The sequence below is a fragment of the Candidatus Magnetominusculus xianensis genome, assembly GCA_001541255.1.
GTDB classification, from domain to species: domain Bacteria; phylum Nitrospirota; class Thermodesulfovibrionia; order Thermodesulfovibrionales; family Magnetobacteriaceae; genus Magnetominusculus; species Magnetominusculus xianensis.
In genome coordinates this window covers 1-2,232 of the sequence record LNQR01000140.1, presented here as the reverse complement: position 1 = coordinate 2,232, position 2,232 = coordinate 1, and the positions used below count along the sequence as shown (strand labels likewise).

Below are 2,232 nucleotides of genomic sequence, written 5' to 3'. Positions count from 1 at the left end.
GCAGGATTGTTATTACCGCCAACAACAGGGCTAACCAACTACCCCTCTTCCCATACTGACCGCCACCAAATTTTTCGGGGGAACTCCTGGATTTATTTAGTTGTAATACCAAAGTAGAAATGTCCTATAAAAGGCAGATGAGTGTACCCTAAGAGCATGGAGGGTACACTGGTCAAAGGGGACATAATGAAGTTAAACAAGAGGGATTTGAAGAAGTTGCATGTGATGAAGAAAGTGGAAGAGGGGGGTATGAAACAAAGCGAGGCATAGGAGTTGTTAGGGATAAGCGAGAGACAGATAAGGAGGATAATAAAGAGGTTAAAGGAAGAAGGAGCAGTGGGAATAGCGCATAGGTTGAGGGGGCGGGAATCGGTAAGGAGCTATCCGTGGGAGCTGAAGGCGAGGGTAAAAGGAATATATCAGGCGAAGTATAAAGGATTTGGGGCGACATTAGCATCGGAGAAGTTAAAGGAAGTAGAAGGAATAGATATAAGCAAAGAGACGTTAAGGCAGTGGCTGATAGAGATAGGGGAATGGGAAAAGACACGCAAAAGCAGAGCACATAGGCAATGGAGGCAGAGGAAGGGGCATAGTGGAGAAATGGTACAGATGGACGGGTCTCATCATGATTGGTATGAAGGAAGAGGAGCAAAGAGCGTGTTAATGGGATATATAGATGATGCGACATCAGAGGTATATGGAAGGTTTTATGATTACGAGGGGACAATGCCAGCAATGGATAGTTTCAGGAGATACATAGAAATCAAAGGTTTACCGATGAGTATGTACGTGGATAGACATACGACATATAAGTCTAGTGCCAAGGGGTTGGATGAGACAGGAGAGGAGTGTTTGAGTGAGTTTGAGCGTGCATTAAAGGAGTTGGGAGTAGAGCTGCGACATGCTAATTCGCCACAGGCAATAAGGAAGGGTAGAGAGGCTATTCAGGACGTTTCAGGACAGGGTTGTAAAGGAAATGAGGTTAAGGGGAATCAAGAGCAATGAGGAAGCGAATAGTTTTTTAAAGGAATACCTACCAGAATACAACAGGAGATTTAGCGTCAGAGCCATGGATGAGGGCGATTTACATAGGCCGGTACCTGAAGGTATTGACATTAGAAGGGTTCTGTGCATGAAGAGAGAGAGGGTATTGCGGAATGATTTCACCATTGCATATGAAAACAAACTCTATCAGATTTTGGACAAAACAAGGGCTGTAAAAGTCATAATAGAAAAATAGCTTGACGGCACATTGGCGATATCGTACAATGGTATCCTACTGAAATATAAAGAAATAATAGTAGTACCTATGAGGCAAAACAAGCGAATCTCCAGGGTAAGGACGATAAATAAACCAGCGCATGACCACCCTTGGAGAAAGGGCATACAATGCTATCAAAGGAGCAGCCATAAGACGAATGTCTACATACACGATGAAACATAGACAGGAGATAAAAGACTGTAAGGAGGTAATATTGGACTGAATAGACCCGTCCGCTCGTTGGCGGACTACCCGACCACGCGCTTGATGCAACGGACTAAAGGGCAGAGACAGGGTACAAAGAGACAGACGTTTAAACAATGAAAAAGGACGACGGCCTAAAAATAATGCCTTGTTATCTCGCCTGGTTATGGGCTATTATTAACCAATAGGACATTTCTACTTTGCTGTGACACTGGATTTATTTAGCTTGACAAAGTAAATATATTATGTTACTATTATAACACTCTCCTTTACTTCACAACCCCCCTCGTAAGACAGGCCGTGTCCCCCTGCATGGCCTGTTTCTAATTTGCTTTTTTTATTATAGTTATACAGAGTGTTTTATTTATTAACATCTATGGAATGCTAAGAATGTCTTACATATATTATGTTTACATACTGTCAGATTACATTGTTAGCTGCACAATTGCAAAGTGTGATAATGCACCCTGACATGAGGCAAGTAATTCACTTGGCACCGGAAGCAATAAAGAACGTTGACGGTCAGCAGAAGCAGGACTGCGAGATACAGCCTGGCAAGAGGTTGATTTGGAAGATAAGACAAGACCGTTAAAGATAATAATAGTAGGGAACTCGTTATATAGCAAGCAGCCATTTATAGATAAGCGAGCTTATGTCAATAGGTGTGTAAAAATATTCAGTAGTGTCCGGTAAAAAAATAAAAGGATACCCTGCCCGCCGTCGAAGCTGTTAAAATAGGTTTGTGAAGACCAAGCAAAGACGGGAGG

Annotated in this window: 3 protein-coding genes; all 3 read left to right on the top strand. The window is 42.6% G+C overall.

Annotation, left to right across the window (positions count from 1 at the left end):
- Nucleotides 1-141: 141 nt before the first annotated feature.
- The 3 genes from ASN18_RS17850 to ASN18_RS17360 are packed head-to-tail and all read left to right on the top strand — an operon-like array spanning nt 142 to nt 1,240.
- Nucleotides 142-270, top strand: a complete 129-nt coding sequence (locus tag ASN18_RS17850) for a hypothetical protein (protein ID WP_306689165.1) — start codon at nt 142-144, stop codon at nt 268-270.
- A gap of 3 nt (nt 271-273) precedes the next feature.
- On the top strand, nt 274-1,005 hold the full coding sequence (locus ASN18_RS16650; protein WP_085053911.1) for a helix-turn-helix domain-containing protein: 732 nt from the start codon (nt 274-276) through the stop codon (nt 1,003-1,005).
- Complete coding sequence (locus tag ASN18_RS17360; protein ID WP_157073075.1) at nt 977-1,240, top strand: hypothetical protein; 264 nt, start codon at nt 977-979, stop codon at nt 1,238-1,240. Before ASN18_RS16650 ends, ASN18_RS17360 begins: the two co-directional genes overlap by 29 nt.
- Nucleotides 1,241-2,232 lie beyond the last annotated feature (992 nt).